The organism is Cohnella sp. AR92 (genome assembly GCF_003990975.1).
Taxonomy (GTDB): Bacteria; Bacillota; Bacilli; order Paenibacillales; family Paenibacillaceae; genus Cohnella.
Genome location: NZ_RZJR01000015.1, coordinates 64,192 through 84,340, shown reverse-complemented (window position 1 = coordinate 84,340; position 20,149 = coordinate 64,192). Strand labels below are relative to the sequence as shown.

Sequence of the window (20,149 nt, the reverse complement as noted above, 5' to 3'; positions counted from 1 at the left end):
TCAGGAAGTATCTTTCGCTCGAGGAGGCACAAGAAGGATCGCGTGTTTGAACGGATAAAAATCTGCTAATCTACAATGGGTTGATAGGGTTACAGTATCACTGCTTTATGCTTCAGGTATGTTGCATTTCGCATGTACGGTAACCGCCCTTCAAAAATGCCCTTTACGCCGCTTCAATTTCCCTCGGGCTTCCATCGGTATTCGGAAGCCCCCAAACCCCTCTCAAATCGCCGTACATGTCCCTTACAAGTGATTCGGTGGTCTCGCCCTATCCCCGCTTAAGAGGTTTTCGCTATTATTTTGCTCTTAATTAGCCATTTCGGTAACCAACACCCGACCGAAAGGTCATCCCCATCGAATGTTTATTCCCCTCTAGCAGTTCATCGCTCCGTTCGATATTATTGGGGTAAGGGGTGTGAGAAAGTCGTGATTACGTTCAGCGTCAACGAGAAACGGTTCCATGAGGAAGACTATGAGAAAATTGTTCACCTGCTAAAAGAGCTTAAAGATCCCCATTGTGATGATTATAAAAGAGTTGCTATAAGTAAGCTGATCATGGACTGCTTGAATGGCGAGATAAAGGAAAATATTCAGAGCTACAGCAGATATGGTGAAAAGATCAGTAATGATGAGGTTATAGGTAAGTCGAGAAAGCAGATCGGGGACGAGAAAGTAGCTGACTTAAGGCTAGATGAACCTACTAGGTCTAGACGGGGTATCGAATTAGCTGACCGTAACGCATTACCTGAAGACGAGGCAGCGGCTAATGAAGATCGCGAGATCCACTTCAAGGTGTTTGGTATCGTGGAAGCACATCTCAATGAGTTAGGGCTTTCTCTGTTCGAGGTCATCGATCCGCTAGTCGATGCAACGATAGTACAAACCAAGAAGGTTGTCCTTACCCCGAGATTGTCGAGGAGTTTTGTCCCTTACCAGAAGGCAGCTCTTGAGTTCGTCACTAAATTCAACAAATGTTTAGCTAATATCCAAGTTGAACCTGACGGAACAGCACTAACCGATGAAGTGATACTTTACTTGGAACAGAACACCCTCACTGAGCTATTTGGGGTAGTTTACAAAGACAAGTCGCTTTGGCAATGGATAAAAGATGAGCGCACTTCGGAGACACCTAGCCAAGAATGAGCCTACTTTTGCAAGCACAGTAACTGATCACTCCCGAAGATCCCCGATCTCCGTTAGCCGTTATTGTCTTACAGTATCGTAAAGGAACACATCATCGCTTTAACAGTGTGGCATTTCCACAGTATTGTCGAAATGTCAGTAAGTCTCGATCAACTAAGCTCAAGAGGATAAGTGGTATCAAGGACAAAACTGCGGACTACTTTATGATCCTTGCGGGGTATGATACGAACGCAGTTGATCGACACCTGATGAATTTTCTACAGGAAGCTGGTATTAGGTTCGACGGCTACCAAGATGTTCAAGACACGATAAACGGAGCCGCAGATGCTTTGCGGGTTTCACGTTCCCACTTCGATCATAGTATCTGGAAGTATATGTCCGAACGTGCGAAATTAAAATCTTAGAAGAACGCATCGCCTATCATAACCACATCTATGTCCAAAATATTGTCATCCTTTTCGTAAAGGAACACATAGCCCCTGTAACAGTGCGGCGATTCTGTTGAAATGTCGACAGTAAGTATCAATCGAGGCAATCAATAGTAAGTGCAGTAAGAGAGCAACGTTCATAGTTGCTCTCTTTTCGTATTCTGAGAAAGTCTCTTAGGATGAGCAGGGTATCTCCGTTCCACACGCACCCGCCCACCCAGGCAGATTGAGAAGATTTCCCGACCTAACCAACTCGACAGTGAGTATTCGATTAGCCGTTGAGCTAAAACTCAGTAAATGTCGCCTTTAGTGTTTCTTTTCAATCCCTTCGGGGTAGCCCTCTAAGGCTTGTCCCTCTGTTGCCCTCTAAATCGCCCAACGAGCCCGCTTATGCCCTTGTCTGGTTTACCCCTCGCCCTCGCCCTGTTTCATTCGCCACGGCGGCTCCTATCCGTGTTACGTCGGTGGTGGTCATTCGTTCTGTCTAAATGTTAAAGGTGTATACAAGGCGATAGTTATATTACCGGTTCAGGATGATAAGTTCTAATGATTCCAAGTCTCGAATCCCATCCTCACTTCGTGTCCGTATTTGATAAGCAGCCAATTCTTCTCCAAGGTATTCATCATCGAGGATAACACTCTGTGAAGGGGTTAATCGCTTCTCGTTGATAACGCTCATTATTCCTTCAATCTTGCTGTGCAGCCTATCAAGAAAGGTAATATTTGCAGCAGTTAGATAATTATCTAGTTCGTATTGTTCAAGTAGCAGTTCAGTAATGGTCCCCTCGTTCAGATTGAACCTCCAGTTAGAAGCCACGATTATGGTGATTTCTCCGTACTTCGCTTTAAGCCGTTCGATAATATGTTTAAAGTTCTCAACGCATTCGGGATCGAAGCGTGGCTCGGAGTTACCTAAACTTTCAGTTGAGTATTTGGTTACCAAAACTCCGTCAAAGTCTAGAAAAACAGTAAAGCCTGTATCCACTTTTTATCCCTCCTTCATTTGCTGATCCGGGGTATTTCTACCCTTATAAGCCCCAATCATACCCGATAAAGTTGATAAAATCGACTCCTGATTTGAAACTAAAATACGTCCCAGATGTTCTACCATGCGTACCCGTCCCACACAAGCAATCTTGTGCAAAGTTTCCGACAGAACGACAACAGTGAGTATTCTCACAATCGTAAATCAGATACTTTAAGAAAATGATGATCAACTGGCGTTACGGTGGATAAGTTTCTTGCGTGAAAAGCTAATTATCAAGATTTAAGACCATTTATTCACACAATGTCTCGAAGCAAGAACAAATTATCAGATGAAGTCAGTTTAGTAAGTCAGGAGATTTTATAACGAGGCGAAGTTCGATTTATAAAATTGAAGAGAATTTTATAACCCAACGAAGTTGATTTTATAAAAGTCCAGAGAATTTTATAACAAACCGAAGTCCATTTTATAAATTGAAGACCCACTATGATTTTATCTATCTTTGTGACAGTATACGGTAAGTCGATCTCAGGCCTGAAAATAAACCCTTATGGAATTACGATAAGGAATAATACCCCTAATTATGTTGTTTTCCTGTGTTTTCGATCCGATTGATTCTACTTTGTTGTGAGAAGACAGAACATTAAATGCTGAATAGAAATGATGGGTGAATTCAAAGCCGTATTTGACTTAATTGACCTTAATTATGATGATTGCAGGTGATTAGCTCAAACAACTCCTTAGTTAGCCGCAATAACCTCTGATACTGCTCATCCCAAGCAACCTATATCCCCGTTTGTCGCCTGCTCTGCAGATATTTTCGTTTTCAACAGATTTTGATCAAGTGTATTTTATTCTACTTAACACTCCTACTGACGGAAAACTACAACCCAATTTCCCCTCACCCGCAGCTCCTTGGAAGGCTTGGGTTGCACGTTCGGCTCAGATCTAAAGGATGCTTTGATCTCGAAAAAGTGGTATGCGGCTCCCCTAATCCTAAGTAGGGGTCAGAAATAAACTGCGGAATCGTTTTTGTTGTTTTTAGCTGACTTCAATATGAATGTCGGCAGTTGTAGTGACTACATATTCATAAAGGAGGAATGTTTGACATGGCGAATGACATTGAAAAGGCATTACCACTTGTTGCAGATGAGTTCCATTCTCTAATAGAGGGGTATGGCGAAATGAAAGTGCGGTTGGAATCAGCGTTTCTGACCGATGAAGAACGATACTTAATCAAGCTTAAGCAGGTAATTATTGAAAGTATCAGTTCAGTACTGAAATTGATAGAGGAAAGTTCTGAAAGAAATAAAGTCCTGTTAGGCTTGTGTCTTAGTGGCGAAAAGTGCTCAAAAAAGTATGTGAATCGTCAATTTATGAGTGTCAATTCACTGAGGGCAGCAAGAAATGAATTTCGATTTCTATTGGCAGCGACTTTATTCAGGAGTGATAAGATTGAAGCTCTTTTAAAGAGTAGGTCGCAGGAAGACGTTGAGGATGTAGTCGCATGGTACCGAACTGTTTTCGAAAATCAGGAGTTGGGACGTAGATACCTTAAGTCTTCTGCAAGGGGTGAACGATATGAAGCACAAACCTAATATTTTTCGTGAAGTAAGAGACTGGATAGAAACTGTTCAATCCCGTATAAGTGATGATGTCTACAATGAAAAACTTGAAATAGAGCATAAGAGGTTAGAGGCTGTCTATGAAGTACTACGTTATCTCGGATCACTTTCGTGGGTTTCACATCAAAAAACCAGAGAACGTATGGAACATTACCTGAAAAAAGCAGACTTGAATGCTAAGAAGACCGCAGCTACTTTTAATGTGTCAGTAAATGCAATAGAGGTAAGTCTGAAATATGTATCGGACAAGGTCAGATCGTTGATCGGCAAGCCACTTAGCGTAATTGAGCAAGCACAGGATATATCAACTATTGAGACGGGACTAGATGAGTTCCGTAAGGTGGTTGCTTCCGGGGTACCATCTTATGGCTACTTTCTTTCGGGAATAGAACCTTACTTACCAAAGCCGAAGTACAATCCCAAGTTCAGTTTAGCCGACTGTACTAAGGAAATTTCCCGCATCGGGGTATTTGCTCATTATGCCAAGTATGTCTTGACCCAAGAGTGCGATCAGGACAAGTTAGCTCATTTGCTTTCGTTGGTAAGCTCCCTGAATGGTTCGAAGTATGATCGAGAAGTGCTCAAACTTTTCTTTAACGGAGAGTTCAGCGAGTCGGACACCGGGAAGTACTTCAAAATTGGAGAACAGATTGAACAGTTACAACAATGGCTTCAAAACCAAAACCCATATAACGCATGAGGTGGAGGAGAGGATCATGGCAAACATATTCGTACAAATGAGGCAGTCAATTGGTTTCCTCAATGCAGAGAGGCGATTTTGTCGGGATGTAGCAAAGAAAGAGTTAATTCAGGAAAAAGTCATCGCTCTTGAAGAGATCTTGGACTTCGCCAAGGAATACATCACTTATACTAATCATCAGACTTTCAGTGATGTAGGTGATCGACTTTATTATTATTTGTCCGAAGGCAACTTGAATTACCAGAAAGTTGCAGATCGTTTTAAGGTTTCTGTTAAAGTGGTCGCAGGTAACGTCCATTATGCATCAAAAAACTTGGTCAGTTTGATCGGCATTCAGATAAATCGAATTAAAGATGCTGAAGATATCAAAGTTGTTCGGCAGGCACTATCAGAATTTGGTGACATTAGAAAGTCAGTAATCAATCCTTATGACCTACCCGAGTTTTCAGAAGAAGCTTTGAAGTCTTTATATAGAGGTAAGAAACTTAAGATAGGGGGCATTGGCATTGCCAAGAATTCACCGCCGATTATCATTCCATGAGTACAGCCCACCCAATCCGTACACCGCTCGTATTATCGGGGTATCAGTTGCGGACCCTTCGCAGTTAATCGATATTGCTAAATCTAAGTACACAGAAGAGGGCTACTCAAGATTGGTGTATTCTGTTTCCAAAAGCCAACTTCGTACTTATTCTGATGAGTTCTTTGTTTCCTTTATTGAAACTGTACCAGTTGAGACCAGGGGTTTTAGTAACGTTTGTCCAGAGGCTGCTTTACCCTGCGAGCAGCCGGTTAGATGCCTGGTCTTTGACGCATTTCAATCACCGTTATACGTAGCGCAAGAATTCAAATACGTAAAAGAGACAAACTTCCTAGGGGGAATCGGGGTATACTCGATCAGTTCAAAGTTCGGTTTCGGTGATCAATCCCAGAAGTCAATTCTCGGTAAGGTCGCACAATACAGCCTAGAATCCCTTAACTTGTGTTTAAGACTGATGGTTGCAATAGTACAACCCGATAGAAGTTGGAAACTAGCCCTCGGGCAGATCCAAGTTCATAAATATACGGAAAATAACTCTGCGACCGTAAGATTTGCTTTGTTTGAACCGGCTGATTTTATTTCCTCACTCATCGTTAATAAGAACTTAAACGAGGTACAACATATTCCATTTAATACATTAGTTACTTTAGTTGGAGATATGAGCTATTACAAGTAGTTTGCAGTACTTGAATTTCGAGGAAGGATGAAACTAATCGAGATAATCAATGATATATGGTATGTTATGGTTAATGGGATTTTTAGGAGGAGCATGAATGAAGGAAGAACAATTTTTGAAAACCATGATAGAAGCAATAAAGTATGACAAGAAGTATAATAATAAAAGCGAATTACTTGGGATTTTAAGGTATTCCGTGCTTACCTATGAAAGAACTGGTACTTATGGTCGTAAACAGGACCATTTTCGGGAGTATGTTTGTTTAAGAGTACCAATCCCAATGTTAGAAATGGCGAGATTTCTAGAAGATGACTTCGAAAGAGTCGCATCTGAAGTTTATATGAAACCGACTGATACTATGATCGACTATGAGTATGCAGGAATCCAAATAAAGCCAAAACCTGTAGATCTTGAAGAAGATTTACACAAAGAACATGATGTGGTTTTTGACGAAATAAAAGAAGTAATCATTCAAGGTATTCGTGGTGCGAAATATACGATATGGATAGCGGTTGCTTGGTTTACGGATAGAGACATTTTTAAGGAATTGCTGTTAAGAAAACAAGTAGGGGTTAACATCCGTATTATCACATCAGCCGAAGACTCAAATAAATATTTACTTCCCGATTTAGAACGGAATTTTGAAGTAATGAAAGTAAAACTTTGGGGTAAGAATTTATCCAATAGAGTTCATGATAAATTTTGCATTATAGATTTTGAATATGTCATGCACGGTACCTATAATTGGAGCAATAATGCAATAAACAATAATGAAACTTGGGCAACTGCACTGGATAGAGACTTCGTAAGGAAATTTGCTGATGAATTTACAAGGTTGCTTGTAGAACATCAACAGAACTAAGAAGGGACTGACTTTCATTTTCCGCCACGAGTCTTAACTTATTATGATCTGACAAGGAAAAATTCATTTGCTTACTTCACCCAATTGGGGTATATTGGTAATAATTACATAACTTCAATGCGGAAGAACCGCAGACATTGCCTATGACGGGCGAAGTCTGCGGTCTTTTTGCATTCAATAACAAATCAGGAGGCGTTGTAGATGAGTTGCTGTGTATTTTGTCAGAAGGAAGAGGAAGTGCTGTTCAATCATTTCACCCACGATATGGGGTCGCTTTGCCTTGATGATTACATGAAGCTCCACTGCTCTTGTGGTATATGTAGCAAGAGCTTCCTGCCGCCCGAGGTTCTGCCCGAAGTCGATTTTAGAGTAAATGCAAAGTTCATCGGTATGGGCGACAAGAACATTGTAGTCTGCGATCACTGCTACGATTCGATCCGAAGTGAGTTCTCCGACATGTTCGAGGATTAGGTCTTAATCACTAAGGAGAAAGAAGGAAGTTGGTCGCAATTTGGCGAATATTTACAAGCATCGAGATGGTTTAGTACTGATTCACTTTATATCAGTCGACATAGAAAATCATGAGATTTTGGAGGTAGAAAATGGCTAAGAAAGAACGATGCTTTTGTGGAAGCGGTAAAGCTTCGAAAAACTGTCACCGGGTTGCATCTGACAGCCGAGCAGCTCACCTATTTAAGTTATTTGAGCAAGTAGAACATACAGTCGAGGATTATTTTATGGATAAGGAGAGTAAGCCTCAGTGTTTCTCGGGGTGCAATAATTGCTGTAGCGACTTCTTCGCTGTCTCGGAAGTTGAGCTTGAGATAATCTTGGATGAAATTCATAATACGTGGACTGAACAGGAAATTGCCAACCTATATAAAAAGGTGATGAATAACGTCCGTGCCTTCCAAGTTGAACATCCAGATGTAGATAATGCAATTCAGACGCAGCTTGATTATGAGGGCGATTTATATAAGTACTCATCCTTCAAAGGGGGTAAAACTAGAACGAGCTTCCCCTGTCCGCTTCTTAACAAGGAGACTGGAAGATGTTCGGTCTACAACAAACGCCCAATGGTTTGTAGGACACATGGAACCACTCATCTTAACCTAGATGAAAAGCTGAACTCAATAGAGAGTACAGTGTGTGAGTATATCCCTAGTCGCATACAAAATAATGCCGTTACACCTGATGTAACTGACATGCAGACAAAGTATGAGGAAATAGTCAATGTCACAACTGAGCAGGGTTCGCTTTATGTTCGGAAATTGCCACTATTCTACGGTATTCATGCTTTAGCTTCGATGCAGGGGTATAATCCTACTAAGTCAACGGTTTTTAACAGACACAATTTAGATATGTCGATGCAAGAAAGTAATGCGATGCAGCTTAAAAAGGCGGCAGCTATGAAATAACTGAGGGAGTTTACGTTATGGGGCTTGGAAAGCTGATCTTCCTAAGACGAAGTCGGATTAATAAGTTGATGAGACTGAATAGAGACGAGTTTGATTACTACTTCGACCTGACTAAGGTAAGTGTTGTGGTAAGAGACTTGATCTAAAGGGCAAATCCGTCAGCTTTTACTTTACTTTCATCAAGGTAACTGTCATGTTTATAAAAATACCTCACAGGGGTGCTCACTGTTTCTTCAAGGCTTAGATGATTTGGTTGAAGAGCTTCAGGGGTTGATCGATTCGGTTTTTGAATGCCAAGACAAAGTGAATGAGTTTGCTGTCAGAAAAGCAATGCAGGACTAATTCAATATTGCAGCACTTAACCACCCACCCTCGTAGGGTGGTTTTTCTTTATCCACTAAGCTCTCACAAAAACGGTTTGAACATTTTTGAACTCCCTCGGAGTTGAGCGGGTCGAGAAACTGGTCACAATAAAACAATAATGGTAGAATCACAACGATCAATATATTGGTAATTTCTTGGGGTGGTGAATGCGATGGATATAAGGTGCTTTGGTATGCAGTTTATTGATGGATATATAAGTATTGTGCACTTACAGAAGCCGCAACCTCTGGTAACTGACCATACCGTCAGGGGTTTAACCTAACCCAACCACCCGAGCGCCGACTCAGGGTGGTTTTCTTCTTTTATCATGGCTAAGTTAGGAGGGCTTTCATTGCAAGTGGGGTTCGATGATTTGGATTTTGGAGTTGAATTAGAATTTTCGGGTATCACCCGATTCGAAGCCGCCAAAGTATTAGTGGAGTATTTTGGAACGACTTACGCAATGTTTGGTGGTTGGAACAATGATGAATATCATATACCGGATTGGCATGGTCGCATTTGGAAGATCGATAGGGACGATTCCGTAGATGCACAAAAGAAAGAGGGCAACACGGTTATCCCAGCTACAGAAGAGTACAAATGCGAAATGGTCACGTCGATCCTGCAGTATCACGATCTACCGATGCTTTTTGGGGTTGTCTCAGCATTAAAAGCAGCTGGAGCGATAACCGGTGCTAACTGCGGAATCCACGTCCACATTGATGCATCGAGATTCACACCGAAGTCCTTACGTATATTATGCAACTTGGTCTACAGCAAACAGCACCTCCTGACCAACGCCCTTCGCGTAAGTGAGTCACGTAAGAAGCAATACTGTAACGATCTGTCGGAGGAGTTCATTGAGGTTTTAAACCGAGCCAAACCGAAGACATTCGAGGAGTTTGCAAACGTGTGGTATTCCGGCTTTAACGCACTCGCGGCGACCCGAACCCTGCGAAGGAATGAGTCACGTTATCGGGTGTTGAATCTCCATAACCTGCTAAGTAAAAGGTTTACTGCCATTGAGTATAGGTTATTTAACAGTTCCCTAGATGCCGTTAAGATCAAGTCATACATACAGCTATCTCTAATTATCACAGCGCAAGCCCTACGGCAGAAGAAAGCCACAACCCGAATAGCTATGTCCAATAACAACAAATTTACATTTCGGGTTTTCTTGTTGAAGGCTAAAGCGACAGGAGAGGAATTCCGCGAAATGCGCCTTATGCTCTTAAAGCATCTCGATGGTGACTCCGGTAGACGTCACCCAAAGGTTGATAAAGAGCCGTATCTAATTAACAACTAATAATTCCTCAACTATTTGAAAAGGGTGATTGTATATGAGTTCGATCTATTATGCTGCATACGGTATCAATATCAATACAGTAGAAATGAAGCGAAAGTTTAACGCCCATCTAGTCGGAAAGGGGTATTTGGAAGGTTTTGATCTTGATTTTTATGGTTTCCCAATCATGAAACCCTACCCCAATATGAAAGTTCCTGTGGTCGTTTGGCAGTTACCAGGGAAGGCTCAATCAAAACTTGATTATGACGAATTTATCAATATCGGTGATTTTAATAAGGAGTATCTTAACGTCAAACTAGAAGCCATCACCGATCAGGTAATCAAAGTCAATATGCCCCGCAATGAAATTAAGGCTTTAGTTTACACATCAAGGATATCCAATTTCGAACCCAACGTGAAGATTCCTTTGACCACCTATAATATCCTCTTCCAAGCTTACACTGAGCAGCATCACTTCGACACAGACATTCTGGTTAGAGCAGCACTCAAGGCTAATACCCGATATCAGAAGTACGAGTTTGCAAAGTATGAGCGGCAGCAAGAATTAATGCACGGACTAAAAGAAGAAAATCCCGAGTTAGTTTGCAGCATCCTAGTTGCTAGATGGTTGATCAATATAAAGCCATAAAAATTCTCCATTAAATTAATGAGAAGGGGAGTGATATCAATGCAATTTGTTACGACTCCTGGGGTTGAGCGGCTTGGCTCCAGGGATTGGAACCTTATCATTACCATCGTCACAAGGTTGTATCAGGACAATGAATACTTCCTGTCTTTCGAAGCGAAAACTGGAAATACGGTCGTAACAGATGGTAATGAGAACCACCTTTGTACTATAGATAAGTTAATATTCCCTCCATATGTGAAGGTATGGGCTATCTACGGCGATGATGGTAACTCAAAATACTACACGTTCCTGTTGCCCGAGGAGTATTAAAGGGTTATGAGAACAAACATGGCAGTTCGAAGCCTTTTCGGGTTTGAACTGCCATTTCTTTTTTTACACACCTTCTCGAGTCAGTTCCAGATCACGTTCATGTAAAGAGAGGATGGTAGAACGGTACTTCAAGTAAGTGTTAGTACTATAAAATCCTCATACTGATATGCAGGGGTATCCGAGAAAGATACATTAAGCGCTCGCTCCACGCCTCATATGTCCGGTTCAGTTCCGCCCTGTAAGCCAACATTTCCTGAGACTTGCCGAGATTATGCCCATTAAGATCCCTAAACAGAAGGGCGTCGATCCTTCCATTCATCAATTTTTCGAGGATCGACTTTTAGAACCTCACAAATATGAAGAGCTATATTAACCGTAGGCATGGTTATTCCATGTTCAATGTTCTGATAATGCTTCAAAGATATGTTAACGGCGCGACTGATCTTTTCTTGACTAAGCCCTCTTTGCTCGCGAATTTCTTTCATTTTCACTTGAGGAAACAGCCCCTTGCTTTGTTTCCCCAATGGTAGCGAATACGCGAAATTAAAATAACTAATTATAATTGGCGAAATATAATACGTGTAATATACTTATTTATGACTTGATGATTAGGTCAGGAGTGAGAAAGTGTGACAAAAAAACTTTGGAAAATACTGACTAGTTGACAGAATTGAATTCTTCATTGGGACTATCCGTTAGTTAAAACCATTTTGTAGCTGAGGGGAGTAATTGCTTTGAAAAGACATTACATACTATTTTTATCTTTGACTATGATTGCAACTATCGCTATATCTGGCTGTAAAAATAGTAGAGAAGGTAGTCAGACAACGTCAACAAAAACACTAACTACAACGTCATCGCAGTCTAAAGATGATGTAACGAAGGATTGGAAAACTGTCGAAATAGCAGGAATGAAGTACTGGTTAGATAAGGATGGAAGCTTTCATAATTATGACGATAAGGACTATATCGATTTCAACGGTGACGGAGTAAGAGAAGTCCTCTTCGGAGGAAAATATCTTCTCACCAATGCTCAAACGTTGCTAACTAGAAATAATTCTGCTAGAGACGGAGAGTTAAAAAGGGGAGATTACGATCAGCTTCAGGATCATGTGGATCTTATTCGAGTTCTTGGTGAAACCATTTTGTTCTCGACGGCTGATCAAGATGGATCCAAAGACCTTTATGGTTTGGGAAAGAACCCAAACGGCGAAGTCGGTAACGGTTCCTCTGGAGATACGATTACAACTCCATTCTTAATTTTGAAGAATATCGATAAATTCGATCTTAAAGATGGTTATTTTAGAGCTGCGGCGATTGCTAAGGACGGATTCTATGTTTGGGGTAGAGATGGCTTTTTGAAACCAACAAAATTTAATCTAAAAGGGGCATTTCCCAAATCTTTCGAAATTGGTCAAGACGGTATTAGCTTAGTTGTTAGTCGTAATGACAAAGACCAGACCATCACAGTGAATGAGGAAGCTCTAAGCCCGTACACTTATAAGAAAGAAGATATCGTGTGGGATTCTTCACGCGGGAATAGTTCAGGAAACTATGCAAATGGCGGATACTTTACTCAGAGCGGAGATACAGTTTATTTATCTATGTGGGGTCTTAGTAAGTATACTCCTGAAAAAGCGCAGTTTGAAAATCTAAAGAGAGAGAAGGGTCCAGTTTCAGATATTAAGTAAGCGTCAAATGCTTCGCGACGAGAACCCTTACATTAGCTACGGTGATATGCGCATTGTTCTAACGCAAAAAGATTTTATGCAATTATCTTTAGCCAAATCATTGTTTCATCTAATCATTCTCATAAGCAAGACGTACTTTTGTTATGTTACTTGTTAATTCATCGTGGCCACCAAATCCTCTCTGTTTACTTCCTGTATGGAACGCTTTCCAAGCGTACGAACGGCCTCTTTCATTTCCTCAGTACAAGATTTTATAAAATTCTCCAAATAATGCGCAACTGCCTGTTCAGCAAATTTATTTTTCTTCTTACCTGAATAGAAAACGAGTTGTGTGGGCGGTTCCCAAGGAATGGTTTTGCAAATTTGATCGTGCGTCATCGCCCAGATAAATGCCGTGCCCATATACACGGCATCCGCTCCCAAAGCCAACGCCTTTAAACATTCACCTGGCGTATTAAATCCCCCTCCAACCAATAAGCTGATTTTATTTTTTACCCCGTGCTTATTCAGATATTGTATTGTACGTGATAACGCATAAATGGTCAGAAGCACAAAATCATCTTCAAAAATAGGACCAATTTTTTTAGGTCATCCGGCACCTTCATTCCGTTTTAACATGGTAATATTTCTGTTTACGCTAAATTAGCAGGACTATTTGATATGAATAAGCAAGGTGATAATTATTTCAAATAAGGGGTTTGCCTGCTGTAGCTAGAAGTAATCCCATCAAGAATTAAATGGAGGAAGTTCGGGTAGATGTCCATAGCTGCAGTTATCGCTGCTGCATATATTATTCCGATTCAACATAACGGGAGAAGGTGTCGACATGCCCTGCACGATCCGCGTACCGAGCAAAACACTCCGGAGGCTGCTAAGGGCCTGTGTGGCTCGTTCCCGGAAAAAGAAATGCTGCTTACAGCGGCAGATTAAACGACGGAAGAACCAACGCAGCAAACGAAGCTGCTGGCCACGAAAGCATCGCTTTTGCCCGAAAGCCCGCGAGGTTCGGCTTATTCTTCTTCTTATTCGTGTCAGACCAATCGTAAGGCGCTATTTCCATATCGCTTCTTCTGACCTAGACTTAGCAAGCGGACAGGTTTTGGAAGCCAGTCTATTTGTAGGGGATAACGGGGAGGCCGTCCAGGAGTTCTCCAATATCAATCAGGAAGGTTATGTAAATCTATTCGTCAATGGGATCATGCAAGAAGGGGAAATGTACCACGTGGATGCCAATGGGCTTTTATTCGCAGCGGCAGACCAGCAAATCGCGGCAGGAAGCACTATCATCATTGAGTCAGTCGGTTTTAAAATGGAGTTGAGCCATAATTAGATTTTTGTAACGGAAGCTTAGCCCTGTCCCTTTCCTCAGGGGTGAATAAAGTGATAATGTAATATAATTAATTAACGTAAGGAGGTTATGAAATATGGCATTACAGCTTATGAAACTGCTCGTAACCGCAACGTCTACTGTTAATACCGTACCTACCCCCACGAGGTTTTTCAATGTCACGACAGGTTCAACCGCAGCGGGTGCAACTTTAACGATTGATGCAGCCTCTTTCTTCGACGATTCCGGTGCAGCAGTTACAGCGCTGCCTGCATTGAGCGCGAATAACAGCTTGTTCAACGTTTATGTCAACGGTGTTATGCAGATGGAAGATATTTCGACGTATACCGCCGGCGCTACGGGCGTCGGATCGCTCGCGATTGCCGTCCCTGCAGGCGGAGACCCGATTCCTGCTGACTCGCCGATTGTGTTGGAGGTTTTAAACTTCGCCCCTACCTCCACCGTAACGGTTACAACGTAAACGAACCCCTCCGCTGCCAGGTCCGTCACTCGCTTGTAAATCGCCCACATCTTGTTCCCTGGATGTGGGTTTCGAATTTTTTTATTTACAAAAGAAATAACAACTAGCTCAAGTTTTTTTAAAGGTAAACGTCAATAGCCCCAGGCCTATCATTGACTGGGGCTGTTATAGATTTATCACGAAATAAAGGCACGGCACATCAGTGGAATAGACGATGACCAAGGCAAAAACGGCTCCAGCGACTTCGGATCACGGGGATCCTCGAGCTGCGGCAATTTCTCAAAAAGATGCATGAGGTACTTAAACGGATGCAGTCCATTCTCCTTCGCCGTCTCGATGATACTGTATATCGCTGCACTGGCCTTCGCGCCTCTTGGCGTGTTAGCAAATAGCCAATTTTTTCTCCCAATGACAAACGGCTTGATCGACCTCTCGCTGCGATTGTTATCGATCTCAAGCCTTCCGTCCTTCAAAAAAGCGGTGAGCTTCTCCCACTGATTCAGACTGTAGGTGATTGCTTGTCCAACCAAACTTTTCGGAAGCGTTCGCGATCGCTGCTGATGGAGCCATTTCGAATAAGCCTCCAATACCGGAAGGCTTCGTTCTTGTCTTACTGCATGCCGTTCTTCCGGCGTGGCATCCTTCAAGTCGCGTTCAATGGCGAAGAGCGCATTGCAATACGTCAGCCCCTGTCCCGCCGCCGTGTCCGATTGCCCCTTCTTCTCTGGCGACGCTTTTAACGCTTCGTCATATTTGCGCCGGGCATGTGCCCAGCATCCGACTAGTGTAACACCAGCGACTTTATGGTAGCCTGGATAGCCGTCCACATGCAGATACCCCTTAAAGCCGGTTAAGAAGTCCCGGGGGTGTTCACCGCCCCGTGTCATCTGGTAGTCATAGAGCACAGCCGGCGATACGCCTCGGCCAGTCCGGTAGAGCCACAGATACGATGTGGATTCAGCCGATCTTCCCGGTTCGCGCAGCACCTGCAGTGTCGTCTCATCTGCATGTAATGTCTCCTGCCGGAGCAAATACGCCTTTATGGCATCGACCATGAGGGACAACCACTGCTCCGCGCCATAAATCATCCAGTTCGCCATCGTTTGCCGGGACAATGGAAAGCCCAAACGGGCGAACTGCTGCTCCTGTCGATAAAGCGGCAAGCTGTCCACGTACTTCTGGCACATGATATGCGCCAGAATCGACGGAGAAGCGAGGCTCCCCGGATAGACTGGCCTCGGCATCGGCGCCGTGACGATAGGCGTCTGAATGTCTTCGCGCTCACAATGTCGACAGGAATAGACCTGACGCACATGTCGGATGACCTTGACTTGAGGCGGCACAATGGCGATCTCGCTGCGTGTCTCGGTACTCATCTCATGGAGCGCGCCGCCACAGCACGAGCAGAGCTGATCCGTTTCACTGAGTTCATAGGTCACGGTCTCAATCGGCAAACGTTCCAGATCCGCTTCGCGCTTACCGGTCGATTTTCGGCGCTCGTAAGTTACTTGCTCCGTCGGCGGCTCTTGCCCTTTAGGCGTTGCGAGTACCTCGGCTTCGTTGAACAGATTCAGCTCCAATTGATCGGGGCTCGTCTTCTCGCTTGATGCACCGAAGCGTTTTTGTTGCGCAAGACGGAACTGCTCCTCGTACCATTTGAGCTTAGCAGTAAGCTCTGCAATTTGTTGCTCCTGCTTCGCGTTTTGCTGTTCCAGTTGTTTGATTGTCGTTAAGGTATCCGCTCGATTTTCCATACCGTATAGATTCAGTGAATGTCGCTTTATCCCTGCTGCAGGGTATGGCGATAAATCGAATTCGAGTTAAACGACCGTTTCGGCCGTGACTTTCGGGTGTGCCTGCCGCTGACTAAGCGAAAGTCCATCCAGCAGCCAACGAAGCTCGCGGGAAGAGATGGTTGTTGCCGTGTCCGTGCTTGCGCGTGGCCACTGAAACGTGCCGCGTTCAAGGCGGCGGTAAAACAGCCAGAACCCGTTGTGTTCCCAGTGCAAAATTTTGAGTTTGTTTCGCTCGCGATTGCAGAACACGAACAAGCATGGCGAAAAGGGATTGAGCCCGAAGCCTTCCTGCACGATGGCGGCTAATCCGTCGATGGACTTGCGCAGATCTGTTGATCCAGACGCAAGATAGACGTGCTGGACACCGGATAATGTTAGCATGGCGCTTCCAGAGCTTGCACGACTTCTCTTAGCAACCTTGGGTCGAAGCCAGAGCGGATCTCAATACGGGCTGGACCGATGTAAACGACAAGGGAAGCATGGTTGGTAAATTGGATGGAATCAGCAACTGTTAGCGGCACCCAGTGTGTAGGGGTAGTTACGACCTCAGAAGGAACTACTTTAAGTTTGCGGAGCCAATACTTCAACTGCTCTTTTGTAACATGATGGGCATCGCACCACGCTGACATTGTAAGCCCACTTGCTTTGTAGTCCGCGATACGGGCTGTCCATTCTTGGCGACGCTGTTCTTTAGTTGTCATAGGGCAACCTCCGATTGGATTAAGCTACTCTCATTCTCTCACATAAAATTTGAGTTCTTGAAGGTGTGTAGGGTTTTACGCTTACGATATTAATGTAATTGGAGACCACGTTACTTATATTAATGCTCTCAATAGTAACTCAACTGGAGATCGCGTGGGGTATATACGGCAATATCCGGTAGATACAATAAACGTCGGAAATGATAGCACTGATAGAGGCTTGAACGTCCTTAAGGATAAAACATACTGGATTAATCGATTGGAACCCAACCTTTCCACTTCAACAAAAGAGGACATCTATTTAACAGATTTAGATGGTAAGCGAGTTATTACAAATGATATTAATAAAGCTATTCAAAACGTATGGGTTGATAAGAATGCAATTTTCTATACATTGAATAAAGGTCTATTTAAGGCAAACCTTGATGGCAGTAATCCTCAAAAACTAACCGAATCAATAAGTTCTTACCAAATCTCCGGAGGCTGGATATATTATAATAAGAATGGTTCTTTGTTAAGGTTGAATATCGAAAATGCCAATGAAGAGAAGGTTATGGACTTACCATTAGAGAAGTCGTATAACGTAAATGGTGATTACGTCTATTATACAGACGGAAAGAACATTCTTCGATATAATATAGGATCGAGTATAGCTCCTAAAGAACTAAACATAGAAGAAACTATGTCTGAATCTTACGTGGATTCCATTCATGTTCTGCCAAGCGGGATATACTTTCGTCAACATAGTACAGGCTTTGCTTATCACTTAAACTTTGAAGGTAAGGTTATATCTATGGTCGATCTTGGAATTAAATCAGGCGAATAAAAACATCTTGGGAGTAGAAAAAATGGGCAGAATATAACTCGTTTATGAGTTCTATTCTGCCTTTCTTATTGAGAGGCAAATTGAAATAGTGAGGCTAATTTTTATTGTGTAATAGTATTTTTTACCTTAATATTGTACTTGATGAGCAATACATATTGAGGAGATAATATGACAAAATTATGGGACTTTTTTGGGTATATTACCTTCTCTACTTTTGAAGGCTTTGCAGTATTTGCGCTTAGTTTGTTCATTTATCGTTATAATTTTTTTGCTTATTTTTGGTCTTGTTTGATAATGAACGTTGCAATAAATCTTCAAAGTTACTTTATTAGGGATGAACTTTCACTAACATCTTTATCCCCAATATTTAATCTGGTTCTTACAGCTCTATTTTTTATGATTTTTATCCGAATCCCTGTATTAGGTGCTTTGGCTATGTTGATTGTGGGATTCACAGGATATATGTTGATTCAAACCCTAATTATCATGTCTGGATTTTCGGTTGCCGAGGTTCAACTTGATGTCTATATGGGTTACATTGTTCAGTTAATGACTGGATTAATTGGAACAAGTATAGGATGGTTACTATACAAGTTCGGTTTTGGATTCTCTTTTAAATTCGAGAAAATTCGATTCAGGTGGGAAAAAACATTTATTGTATCGTTCGTCATCATCTTTTTGGTGTTGCTCGTAATGATGATGATGCTGAGGGTAGTTTTTACAAATCTTTTGATCTTAGCTGGGGTACTAATGGTTTTTCTATACTATTCCTTCCGAAAGGAAACAGTTAAGTGATCAATAAGCTCTCTCGAAACTTCGCAGTTAGGATTAAGAAGGCTGCTCCAGATTCTCCGCAAAGTGTTGAGGTATTAAAGTACGCGCTCTCTGCGATCTTAAATACCTTTTTTATTATTGGCTTTTCTTTGATAGTCAGCCTCTTTACTGGAAAATTGTCAGAGGTTATTATTGTATTAATTGGGTTTGCATTACTAAGGCAGGTATCCGGTGGGTTTCACCTTAAATCTGGAACCTGGTGCATTATCGTATCAACTCTTGGCATTACCTTAATTTCATTCGCTGATTTCGGACAAGCTGTGTCGAGTCGGATTACGGTAATTGCGTTAATACTCGCCTTAATATTTGCACCGTCACGGATCGAGAAGCAAACTAGAATCCCGGCAAAGTACTTTCCGATCCTCAAATTGCTTTCAATCCTGATTGTTTCAACAAATTTTGCCCTACATTTCCCTGTTTTGAGCACAGCTTTTCTTGTTCAGGGGTTAACACTGATTAGGAGAAGGGGGTGAAACGAATGAAGCGAAAATTGTTCGGGACACTGGCAACAGTATTAGGCATGATCGCTGTCACGATCGTTTGCACTGCAAGTTGGTCTTACATTCATCAAGATGAGACTCCGAAAGAATTGCTGAAACAATAATCGGAGATGGTCGAATGAAACTGTTCGTAACTCGGGATCGGGATGTTGGGAAGATTGAAGTAAGTAACCTTCCGATTGAAGATGTTCTTTTCCTACAGCACGATAAGAAATACGTGTCAGTTCATACGATGGAACAAGAGTTTTTTGTTCCTGGTAGTCTGTCGCATTACGAAGAAGCATTACAAGCGGCTGGTTATGATTTCCGAATGGTGGACCGGAATATTCTTGTCAATGTGCCCAAAATTAAGTTGCTGGATACGATATTTTCAAAAGCATACTTCGAATCGGAGATCAGTGATAAATCAAAAAGCATAACGTTGGCGCAAGTGCATTTCCAAGCACTTAAATCAGAGTTTAAGATGGTACACGGCATTGCTTTCGTATAGGCGCATCAGCCACTCCTTCAGGAGCGGCTGATTTTTTTCGTATAGATAAGGTGATATGAAAAAGAACGCAGGGGCTAAATTGATACTCCGTTAAAAAACTACACCGTACACTTGGACATGAGGCTTGCCCATATGTGGCAGCACCCGACCACCCAAGCAGAAGGTGCTTGAGAGCTAAAATTGATTATGTACACATTGTTGAATGGGGGTAAAGCATGAATCCGTATATTCTTGACAGCTCCTTGCTTGAGGAGTTCAAGCAAGCCATAAGCGATCATGACGATTTCTTGATTAACACATACAGTGACTACAACGGCAAGAACCCTATCTGATTTGCTCAGTAAAGGACTGGCTATCTGAACGGGTTGCCATACATCGATTTGCACCATTCTCATGACGATGTCCGGTCACTAAATGTTCTTCAGTTGATTATGACTTACGATCTTGCCATCCAAGCTATCGTGCAGATCTATCCTGTATTTGAGCTGGAGTACCAATTAAAGAAAGATCATTCGGTAT

Annotated in this window: 25 protein-coding genes and 1 pseudogene; 20 read left to right on the top strand and 6 right to left on the bottom strand. The window is 42.4% G+C overall.

Annotated elements, in window-relative coordinates:
• Positions 1–426 precede the first annotated feature (426 nt).
• Complete coding sequence (locus tag ELR57_RS22805; RefSeq protein ID WP_126961401.1) at positions 427–1,143, top strand: hypothetical protein; 717 nt, start codon at positions 427–429, stop codon at positions 1,141–1,143.
• A 948-nt stretch (positions 1,144–2,091) separates the two neighbouring features.
• Here ELR57_RS22805 and ELR57_RS22800 read toward each other — a convergent pair.
• A complete protein-coding gene (locus ELR57_RS22800) occupies positions 2,092–2,556 on the bottom strand; it encodes an HAD domain-containing protein (protein WP_126961400.1) in 465 nt (154 codons plus the stop codon).
• Between the two features lie 1,109 nt (positions 2,557–3,665).
• Here ELR57_RS22800 and ELR57_RS22795 point away from each other — a divergent pair.
• From ELR57_RS22795 to ELR57_RS22750, 10 genes are all read left to right on the top strand, one after another.
• The gene (locus ELR57_RS22795) at positions 3,666–4,154 is read left to right on the top strand and encodes a hypothetical protein (RefSeq protein WP_126961399.1); all 489 of its coding nucleotides are present in this window, start codon (positions 3,666–3,668) and stop codon (positions 4,152–4,154) included.
• On the top strand, positions 4,138–4,881 hold the full coding sequence (locus ELR57_RS22790) for a hypothetical protein (RefSeq protein WP_126961398.1): 744 nt from the start codon (positions 4,138–4,140) through the stop codon (positions 4,879–4,881). The genes ELR57_RS22795 and ELR57_RS22790 overlap by 17 nt, the downstream gene beginning before the upstream one ends.
• A 16-nt stretch (positions 4,882–4,897) precedes the next feature.
• Positions 4,898–5,422 carry a hypothetical protein gene (locus ELR57_RS22785; RefSeq protein WP_126961397.1) on the top strand — a complete coding sequence of 175 codons (525 nt, stop codon included), beginning with the start codon at positions 4,898–4,900 and terminating at the stop codon, positions 5,420–5,422.
• Entirely contained in the window at positions 5,388–6,098 is a 711-nt protein-coding gene (locus ELR57_RS22780) for a hypothetical protein (protein ID WP_126961396.1), read from the top strand. Before ELR57_RS22785 ends, ELR57_RS22780 begins: the two co-directional genes overlap by 35 nt.
• Before the next feature lie 97 nt (positions 6,099–6,195).
• Positions 6,196–6,960, top strand: a complete 765-nt coding sequence (locus ELR57_RS22775) for a phospholipase D-like domain-containing protein (RefSeq protein WP_126961395.1) — start codon at positions 6,196–6,198, stop codon at positions 6,958–6,960.
• A gap of 201 nt (positions 6,961–7,161) precedes the next feature.
• Positions 7,162–7,431, top strand: a complete 270-nt coding sequence (locus tag ELR57_RS22770; RefSeq protein ID WP_126961394.1) for a hypothetical protein — start codon at positions 7,162–7,164, stop codon at positions 7,429–7,431.
• 131 nt (positions 7,432–7,562) lie between these two features.
• A complete protein-coding gene (locus tag ELR57_RS22765) occupies positions 7,563–8,378 on the top strand; it encodes a YkgJ family cysteine cluster protein (protein ID WP_126961393.1) in 816 nt (271 codons plus the stop codon).
• A 721-nt stretch (positions 8,379–9,099) separates the two neighbouring features.
• Complete coding sequence (locus tag ELR57_RS22760; RefSeq protein ID WP_238162661.1) at positions 9,100–10,047, top strand: amidoligase family protein; 948 nt, start codon at positions 9,100–9,102, stop codon at positions 10,045–10,047.
• Between the two features lie 34 nt (positions 10,048–10,081).
• Positions 10,082–10,675 (top strand): gamma-glutamylcyclotransferase family protein, encoded by a 594-nt coding sequence (locus tag ELR57_RS22755; protein WP_126961391.1) that lies wholly within the window; start codon positions 10,082–10,084, stop codon positions 10,673–10,675.
• A 39-nt stretch (positions 10,676–10,714) separates the two neighbouring features.
• Positions 10,715–10,984 carry a hypothetical protein gene (locus tag ELR57_RS22750; RefSeq protein WP_126961390.1) on the top strand — a complete coding sequence of 90 codons (270 nt, stop codon included), beginning with the start codon at positions 10,715–10,717 and terminating at the stop codon, positions 10,982–10,984.
• A gap of 287 nt (positions 10,985–11,271) precedes the next feature.
• Here the strand turns inward: ELR57_RS22750 and ELR57_RS22745 are convergent, their stop codons facing one another.
• Positions 11,272–11,469, bottom strand: coding sequence for a helix-turn-helix domain-containing protein (locus tag ELR57_RS22745; RefSeq protein ID WP_238162660.1), 198 nt, complete (start codon positions 11,467–11,469; stop codon positions 11,272–11,274).
• Positions 11,470–11,718: 249 nt separating this feature from the next.
• Between ELR57_RS22745 and ELR57_RS22740 the strand changes: the two genes are divergently transcribed.
• Positions 11,719–12,675, top strand: coding sequence for a hypothetical protein (locus tag ELR57_RS22740; RefSeq protein ID WP_126961388.1), 957 nt, complete (start codon positions 11,719–11,721; stop codon positions 12,673–12,675).
• Positions 12,676–12,784: 109 nt separating this feature from the next.
• On the opposite strand, the pseudogene ELR57_RS22735 reads toward ELR57_RS22740, so the two are convergent.
• A pseudogene (locus ELR57_RS22735) lies at positions 12,785–13,248 on the bottom strand (glutamate synthase-related protein); the annotation flags it as partial.
• Between the two features lie 183 nt (positions 13,249–13,431).
• Here ELR57_RS22735 and ELR57_RS27960 point away from each other — a divergent pair.
• The 3 genes from ELR57_RS27960 to ELR57_RS22725 all read left to right on the top strand — a co-directional run bounded on the left by ELR57_RS27960 (position 13,432) and on the right by ELR57_RS22725 (position 14,483).
• Entirely contained in the window at positions 13,432–13,605 is a 174-nt protein-coding gene (locus tag ELR57_RS27960) for a hypothetical protein (protein WP_158630139.1), read from the top strand.
• 169 nt (positions 13,606–13,774) lie between these two features.
• On the top strand, positions 13,775–14,005 hold the full coding sequence (locus ELR57_RS28740; protein ID WP_158630138.1) for a DUF4183 domain-containing protein: 231 nt from the start codon (positions 13,775–13,777) through the stop codon (positions 14,003–14,005).
• Between the two features lie 94 nt (positions 14,006–14,099).
• On the top strand, positions 14,100–14,483 hold the full coding sequence (locus tag ELR57_RS22725; protein ID WP_126961386.1) for a DUF4183 domain-containing protein: 384 nt from the start codon (positions 14,100–14,102) through the stop codon (positions 14,481–14,483).
• 176 nt (positions 14,484–14,659) lie between these two features.
• Here the strand turns inward: ELR57_RS22725 and tnpC are convergent, their stop codons facing one another.
• The 3 genes from tnpC to tnpA form a co-directional block, all read right to left on the bottom strand.
• Positions 14,660–16,237 carry an IS66 family transposase gene (tnpC, locus tag ELR57_RS22720; protein WP_126961385.1) on the bottom strand — a complete coding sequence of 526 codons (1,578 nt, stop codon included), beginning with the start codon at positions 16,235–16,237 and terminating at the stop codon, positions 14,660–14,662.
• A 66-nt stretch (positions 16,238–16,303) separates the two neighbouring features.
• Complete coding sequence (gene tnpB, locus ELR57_RS22715) at positions 16,304–16,660, bottom strand: IS66 family insertion sequence element accessory protein TnpB (RefSeq protein WP_126961384.1); 357 nt, start codon at positions 16,658–16,660, stop codon at positions 16,304–16,306.
• A complete protein-coding gene (gene tnpA / locus ELR57_RS22710; RefSeq protein WP_126961383.1) occupies positions 16,654–16,980 on the bottom strand; it encodes an IS66 family insertion sequence element accessory protein TnpA in 327 nt (108 codons plus the stop codon). The genes tnpB and tnpA overlap by 7 nt, the downstream gene beginning before the upstream one ends.
• A gap of 259 nt (positions 16,981–17,239) precedes the next feature.
• Between tnpA and ELR57_RS22705 the strand changes: the two genes are divergently transcribed.
• From ELR57_RS22705 to ELR57_RS22685, 5 genes are all read left to right on the top strand, one after another.
• Positions 17,240–17,806: a TolB family protein gene (locus ELR57_RS22705; protein ID WP_126961382.1), complete on the top strand. Its 567-nt coding sequence runs from the start codon at positions 17,240–17,242 to the stop codon at positions 17,804–17,806.
• A 168-nt stretch (positions 17,807–17,974) separates the two neighbouring features.
• Complete coding sequence (locus tag ELR57_RS22700; protein ID WP_126961381.1) at positions 17,975–18,601, top strand: hypothetical protein; 627 nt, start codon at positions 17,975–17,977, stop codon at positions 18,599–18,601.
• Positions 18,598–19,113, top strand: a complete 516-nt coding sequence (locus ELR57_RS22695) for an accessory gene regulator ArgB-like protein (protein ID WP_126961380.1) — start codon at positions 18,598–18,600, stop codon at positions 19,111–19,113. The genes ELR57_RS22700 and ELR57_RS22695 overlap by 4 nt, the downstream gene beginning before the upstream one ends.
• A gap of 5 nt (positions 19,114–19,118) precedes the next feature.
• Positions 19,119–19,244, top strand: a complete 126-nt coding sequence (locus tag ELR57_RS22690; RefSeq protein WP_126961379.1) for a cyclic lactone autoinducer peptide — start codon at positions 19,119–19,121, stop codon at positions 19,242–19,244.
• 14 nt (positions 19,245–19,258) lie between these two features.
• Positions 19,259–19,630, top strand: coding sequence for a LytTR family DNA-binding domain-containing protein (locus ELR57_RS22685; RefSeq protein ID WP_126961378.1), 372 nt, complete (start codon positions 19,259–19,261; stop codon positions 19,628–19,630).
• The last annotated feature ends 519 nt before the right edge of the window (positions 19,631–20,149 follow it).

Coding starts and splice junctions, on each gene's coding strand:
- ELR57_RS22725 (WP_126961386.1), top strand. CDS start 14,100: ATGGCATTACAGCTTATGAAACTGCTCGTAACCGCAACGTCTACTGTT.
- ELR57_RS22750 (WP_126961390.1), top strand. CDS start 10,715: ATGCAATTTGTTACGACTCCTGGGGTTGAGCGGCTTGGCTCCAGGGAT.
- ELR57_RS22770 (WP_126961394.1), top strand. CDS start 7,162: ATGAGTTGCTGTGTATTTTGTCAGAAGGAAGAGGAAGTGCTGTTCAAT.
- ELR57_RS22790 (WP_126961398.1), top strand. CDS start 4,138: ATGAAGCACAAACCTAATATTTTTCGTGAAGTAAGAGACTGGATAGAA.
- ELR57_RS22775 (WP_126961395.1), top strand. CDS start 6,196: ATGAAGGAAGAACAATTTTTGAAAACCATGATAGAAGCAATAAAGTAT.
- tnpA (WP_126961383.1), bottom strand. CDS start 16,980: ATGACAACTAAAGAACAGCGTCGCCAAGAATGGACAGCCCGTATCGCG.
- ELR57_RS22700 (WP_126961381.1), top strand. CDS start 17,975: ATGACAAAATTATGGGACTTTTTTGGGTATATTACCTTCTCTACTTTT.
- ELR57_RS22745 (WP_238162660.1), bottom strand. CDS start 11,469: ATGAAAGAAATTCGCGAGCAAAGAGGGCTTAGTCAAGAAAAGATCAGT.
- tnpB (WP_126961384.1), bottom strand. CDS start 16,660: ATGCTAACATTATCCGGTGTCCAGCACGTCTATCTTGCGTCTGGATCA.
- ELR57_RS27960 (WP_158630139.1), top strand. CDS start 13,432: ATGTCCATAGCTGCAGTTATCGCTGCTGCATATATTATTCCGATTCAA.
- ELR57_RS22795 (WP_126961399.1), top strand. CDS start 3,666: ATGGCGAATGACATTGAAAAGGCATTACCACTTGTTGCAGATGAGTTC.
- ELR57_RS22685 (WP_126961378.1), top strand. CDS start 19,259: ATGAAACTGTTCGTAACTCGGGATCGGGATGTTGGGAAGATTGAAGTA.
- ELR57_RS22765 (WP_126961393.1), top strand. CDS start 7,563: ATGGCTAAGAAAGAACGATGCTTTTGTGGAAGCGGTAAAGCTTCGAAA.
- ELR57_RS22785 (WP_126961397.1), top strand. CDS start 4,898: ATGGCAAACATATTCGTACAAATGAGGCAGTCAATTGGTTTCCTCAAT.
- ELR57_RS22755 (WP_126961391.1), top strand. CDS start 10,082: ATGAGTTCGATCTATTATGCTGCATACGGTATCAATATCAATACAGTA.
- ELR57_RS22690 (WP_126961379.1), top strand. CDS start 19,119: ATGAAGCGAAAATTGTTCGGGACACTGGCAACAGTATTAGGCATGATC.
- tnpC (WP_126961385.1), bottom strand. CDS start 16,237: ATGGAAAATCGAGCGGATACCTTAACGACAATCAAACAACTGGAACAG.